The following is a 5,571-nucleotide window of genomic DNA, read 5'->3' on the forward strand; positions in this document are numbered from 1 at the left end:
TGGGGCGCCCCGTCGCCTTCCAACACCGCCCAGCCCTCCGGCCACGGGGCGCGCCAGAGGCGCGCCGCACGGGTGAGCGACGAAGGCAGGACTCATCGCCCTGCCTTCATCAGACGCGTTCCTGGCGTCAGCCCTTACTTGCCGTAGACATCGAACGCGAAGTACTTGTCCTGCACCTGCTTGTATTTGCCGTTGGCGCGGATCGCCAGGATCGCCGCGCTGATCTTGTCGGCGAGCGCCTTGTCGCCCTTGCGCACCGCGATGCCCTGGCCTTCGCCGAAGTACTGCTCGTCGGTGAAGTCCGGGCCGATGAAGGCGAAGCCCTTGCCGGCGTCGGTCTTGAGGAAGCCGTCGTCGATGTTCACCGAATCGGCCAGGGTAGCGTCGAGGCGGCCGCTGGCGAGGTCGAGGAAGACTTCGTTCTGCGAGCTGTAGCGGACGATCTCGGCACCGGCCGGGGCGAAGACGTCGGTGGCGTAGCGGTCATACACCGAGGAGCGCTGCACGCCGATCTTCTTGCCCTTGAGGTCGGCCACGTCCTTGTAGGTCGCGCCGTCCTTCATCGCCAGCTTGGCCGGCGTGGAGTAGTACTTGCCGGTGAAGTCGACCGACTTCTTGCGCTCGTCGGTGATCGACATCGAGGAGAGGATGGCGTCGAACTTGCGCACTTTAAGCGCCGGGATCAGGCCGTCGAACTCCTGCTCGATCCACGTGCACTCGACCTTCATCTCTTCGCACAGCGCCACGCCGATGTCGTAGTCGAAGCCGCTGATGTTGCCTTCCGGCGTCTTGAAGGCGAACGGCGGGTAGGCCGCCTCGATGCCGATGCGCAGCGGCTTGTCGGCCATCGCCAGCGGTGCCAGCAGGGACAGCGCCAGTGCGCCGAACAGGACGATCTTGTTCTTCATCGAAAGCTCCATGATGCGGAAATGTCGGGTGCCGCGGGGTTGGCCCGCTGGAACGAAGGGAGTTGGCAGAGGCGCCGGCGACACGAACCTTTTGGGATCGGCGGCCCTCCTTTCGGGTGGGCGGCATTCTAGCGGCAGGCCGAAGCGCGATATTTCCTCAATGCGACAACTAATTACAGAAGCACCGAAAGCGCGCGAAGGCGATATTGACAGCCCGCCCGAAACGTGACCAACCGGACAGGAAACAGCCAACCGATGAACGAAGCAATTAGCGCACCGCAAGGGCCCGAGGGCTCTGGAACGTGCCTGCGCCCGTTGCGGGCGAGAGGCGGTAACCGTCACGGCGTTTCGATTCGCCACCGCCCGGGCAGGCGGTGACAGCCGAAATGACAACGCCCCGCCCGGCGGAACCGGGCGGGGCGTCGAGGCCAGCGGGTCAGGCGACCTGCATGGTCTTGTGGGTGTTGATCAGGTGCTCCACCACGCTCGGATCGGCGAGGGTGGAAATGTCACCCAGCGCGCCGTATTCCGCCGTGGCGATCTTGCGCAGGATGCGCCGCATGATCTTGCCCGAGCGGGTCTTCGGCAGGCCCGGCGCCCACTGAATGACGTCCGGCACGGCGATCGGGCCGATCTCCTTGCGCACCCAGGCCTTGAGCTCCTGACGCAGCTGCTCGGAGTATTCCTCGCCACTGTTGAGGGTGACGTAGACGTAGATGCCCTGCCCCTTGATGTCGTGCGGCACGCCGACAACGGCGGCTTCCGCGACTTTCGGGTGGGCGACCATGGCGCTCTCGATCTCGGCGGTACCCATGCGGTGGCCGGAAACGTTGAGCACATCATCCACGCGGCCGGTGATCCACCAGTAGCCGTCTTCGTCGCGGCGCGCGCCGTCGCCGGTGAAGTACATGCCCTTGAAGGTCTTGAAGTAGGTGTCGACGAAGCGGTCGTGGTCCTTGTACAGGCTGCGCGCCTGACCCGGCCAGGAATCGATGATCACCAGGTTGCCCTCGGCCGGGCCATCGATGATGTTGCCCAGGTTGTCCACCAGCGCCGGCTGCACACCGAAGAACGGACGGGTCGCCGAACCCGGTTTGAGCGCGGTGGCGCCCGGCAGCGGGCTGATCAGCACCCCGCCGGTTTCGGTCTGCCACCAGGTGTCGACGATCGGGCAGCGGCTCTGGCCGACGCACTCGTGGTACCAGTGCCAGGCTTCCGGGTTGATCGGTTCGCCGACCGAGCCGAGCAGGCGCAGGCTGGAGCCGTCGGCACCTTCGACCGCGGCCTTGCCCTGGGCCATCATCGCGCGGATCGCGGTAGGCGCGGTGTAGAGGATGTTGACCTTGTGCTTGTCGATGATCTTGGCGACGCGGGTGATGTCCGGGTAGTTCGGGATGCCCTCGAACAGCAGTGTGGTGGCGCCGTTGGCCAGCGGGCCGTAGACGATGTAGCTGTGGCCGGTGACCCAGCCGACGTCGGCGGTGCACCAGTAGACCTCGCCCGGGCGGTAGTCGAACACGCGCTCGTGGGTCAGCGCGGCGTACAGCAGGTAGCCGGCGGTGGTGTGCAGCACGCCCTTCGGCTTACCGGTGGAACCGGAGGTGTAGAGGATGAACAGCGCTTCCTCGGCGCCCATTTCCTTCGGCGCACAGACGCTGCCAGCCACTTTCATCAGATCCTCGAACCAGATGTCACGGTGCTGGTTCCACTTGATGTCGGCCCCGGTGCGCTTGCACACGATGACCTTCTGGATGCTGTTGGTTTCCGGGTTGGTCAGCGCGTCGTCGACGTTGGCCTTGAGCGGCGTACGCTTGCCGCCGCGCAAGCCTTCGTCGGCGGTGATGACGACTTTCGACTTGCAGTCGATGATGCGGCCGGCCAGCGCTTCGGGCGAGAAGCCGCCGAACACCACCGAGTGGATCGCGCCGATGCGGGCACATGCAAGCATCGCCACCACGGCCTCGGGGATCATCGGCATGTAGATGGTCACCACGTCGCCGCGATGGATGTCCTGCCCGCGCAGGGCGTTGGCGAACTTGCAGACCTGCTCGTGCAGTTCGCGGTAGGTGATTTCCTTGTGCTCGGACGGGTCGTCGCCTTCCCAGATGATCGCGATCTGGTCGCCACGCTCTGCCAGGTGACGATCCAGGCAGTTGTAGGAAACGTTAAGGGTGCCGTCGGCGAACCACTTGATGTCGACATGGTGATCGTCGAAGGAGGTCTGCTTGACCTTGGTGAACGGCTGGATCCAGTCGAGACGCTTGGCCTGCTCGCGCCAGAAGCCATCCGGGTTGATGACCGATTGCTGGTACATGGCCTTGTAGGTGGCTTCGTCGGTCAGCGTGTTGGCTACGACCTCGGGACTGACGGGATAAAGAGAAGCGGCGCTCATGGACTAGGACCTCGGTAGATAGTTGTTTTTCTATGGTGTCTTTGTAGCCGCCGGGCGCCCCCGGCAACCATTCGACCATTGTCTTACCGGGTTAAGACAATGGTCGCAGATGGCTGCCGGCGCCCGAAAAAAGGCCGCTCGGGCGTGCAGGGAAGAGGTTTCCGGGCGCCCATAAAAAACCCGTGCCGGAGGGGCACGGGTCAAGGGGAACGTCGTTCGCGGGGGCATCGGCGTCCGCGGGACGCCGATGCGCGCGGTCGCTCAGGTCATCCCGAGCATGTTCGGCAGGATCAGCGAGATCGCCGGGATGTAGGTGATCAGGCCCAGGAAAACCATCAGCAGCAGCAGCCAGGGCATCGCCGCGCGGATCACTGCGGTCACCGGCATTCCGGTCACCGCCGAGGTGACGAACAGGTTGAGGCCCACCGGCGGAGTGATCAGGCCGATCTCCATGTTCACCACCATGATGATACCCAGGTGGATAGGATCGATGCCCAGGTGCACGGCGATCGGGAAGAGGATCGGCGCGAGGATCAGGATCACCGCCGACGGCTCCATGAACGCGCCGGCGATCAGCAGCACGATATTCACCACCAGCAGGAACATCCAGGGCTGCAGCCCGGCCTCCATCACCCAGCCGGTGATGGTCTGGGGAATCTGTTCGGTGGTGAGGACGTGGGCGAAGAGCATGGCGTTGGCGATGATGAACATCAGCATGATCGACAGCTTGCCCGACTCCAGCAGCACCTTGGGCACTTCGCGCAGCGTCATGTCCTTGTAGACGAACAGCGCGATGAAGGCCGAATACACAGCCGCCATGGCGGCAGCCTCGGTGGGCGTGAACATCCCGGAATAGATGCCGCCGAGGATGATCACCATCAACAGCAGGCCCCAGATCGCCTTGCGCGCGGCGGTCAGCCACTCGCGGAAGGATGCCCGTGGCAACGCTGGCAGGTTCTTCTTCACCGCGATGATGTAGATCGCCACCATCAGCACGACACCGAGCAGCAGCCCCGGCACCACGCCGGCCATGAACAGCTTGCCAACGGAGGTTTCGGTGGCCGCGGCGTACACCACCATGACGATCGACGGCGGAATCAGGATGCCCAGGGTACCGGCGTTACAGACGATGCCGGCGCCGAACGCCTGCGGGTAACCGGAACGGACCATGCCGGCGATGGCGATGGAGCCGACCGCGGCCACGGTGGCCGGCGAAGAACCGGACAAGGCGGCGAACAGCATGCAGGCGAGCACCGCGGAAATCGCCAGACCGCCACGGATGTGACCGACGCAGGCGTTGGCGAAGTCGATCAGGCGGCGCGCCACCCCGCCGGTGGTCATGAAGGCGCCGGCAAGCAGGAAGAACGGAATCGCCAGCAGCGTGTAGTGCTCGGAGGTCTCGAACAGCTTGATTGCCAGCGAGCGCACCGAGTCCGGGCTGAACAGCAGGATCGTCATCGAGCCGGCGAGGCCGAGGGAAATGGCGATCGGCACACCGATGAACATCAGCAGGAACAGGGCCACGAACAGGAAGAGGATGGTCATTATTTAACCTCCTCGTGTTCGGCCAGCTTGAGCGCATCGGCGGCTTCGTCGGCGAGGCCCAGACCTGTCTGCTGGTCGCGCAAGATGCGCACGAGGATCTCGACGAAACGGATGAACACCAGAGCGAAACCCACCGGAACCACCAGGCCGATCATCCATTGCTGGATGCCGAAGTGGCCGAGATCCTCGGCACCGATGCCAGCGGAGTAAAGGGTTTCGGTCCACTCGAAACTGGCCTCGGCGAACAGGCCGGCATAGGCGAGACAGCAGAGGCAGGCGATCACGCCGAGTACTTTCTGCGTGCCGCGCGAAGTCAGCTTGACCAGCGCATCTATGCCGATGTGTCCACCGGTGCGCACGCCGTAGGCGATACCAAGGAAGATCAGCCAGGCGAACAGTGCGCGAGTGGCGGCGCTGCTCCAGGTCATCGCCTGGGCACCGCTCATCACGCTGTCGCCCAATGCGAAGAAGAAACCGCTGGTGGCTTCCCAGCGGTCACCGAGGGAATACAGGACGGTGTAGAGGTTGTTCATCACGACGTAACAGAACGTCACCAGGGTCATGGCAGCCAGCAGGAAGGCAATGATCGCTTCCTCCAGACGCGCCCAGAGTCGCATCAGCGTTTGCATGAAAGTGCTCCGCGGAAAAACTGCGAGAGGGATGGCCGCCCCGCCCCGGGGCGGCGGGCCGGGGGGCTCAGGGTGCCGTGTTGGGTTATTGGGCTGG

At 64.3% G+C, this 5,571-nt stretch carries 4 protein-coding genes; all 4 read right to left on the minus strand.

Translation table 11 applies throughout. The features are described from left to right. Positions 1-134: 134 nt before the first annotated feature. Positions 135-908 carry an ABC transporter substrate-binding protein gene (locus tag QMX85_RS23075; RefSeq protein WP_090230159.1) on the minus strand — a complete coding sequence of 258 codons (774 nt, stop codon included), beginning with the start codon at positions 906-908 and terminating at the stop codon, positions 135-137. 436 nt (positions 909-1,344) lie between these two features. Continuing rightward, positions 1,345-3,300, minus strand: a complete 1,956-nt coding sequence (acs, locus tag QMX85_RS23080) for an acetate--CoA ligase (protein WP_282344842.1) — start codon at positions 3,298-3,300, stop codon at positions 1,345-1,347. Positions 3,301-3,561: 261 nt separating this feature from the next. Next, positions 3,562-4,845, minus strand: coding sequence for a C4-dicarboxylate TRAP transporter large permease protein DctM (gene dctM, locus QMX85_RS23085; RefSeq protein WP_282344844.1), 1,284 nt, complete (start codon positions 4,843-4,845; stop codon positions 3,562-3,564). Continuing rightward, positions 4,845-5,474, minus strand: a complete 630-nt coding sequence (locus QMX85_RS23090; RefSeq protein WP_282344846.1) for a TRAP transporter small permease — start codon at positions 5,472-5,474, stop codon at positions 4,845-4,847. The genes dctM and QMX85_RS23090 overlap by 1 nt, the downstream gene beginning before the upstream one ends. Positions 5,475-5,571: the final 97 nt, after the last annotated feature.

This window comes from Pseudomonas sp. PS02288, from assembly GCF_029959715.1.
In the GTDB taxonomy this organism is placed as follows: Bacteria; Pseudomonadota; Gammaproteobacteria; order Pseudomonadales; family Pseudomonadaceae; genus Pseudomonas_O; species Pseudomonas_O kuykendallii.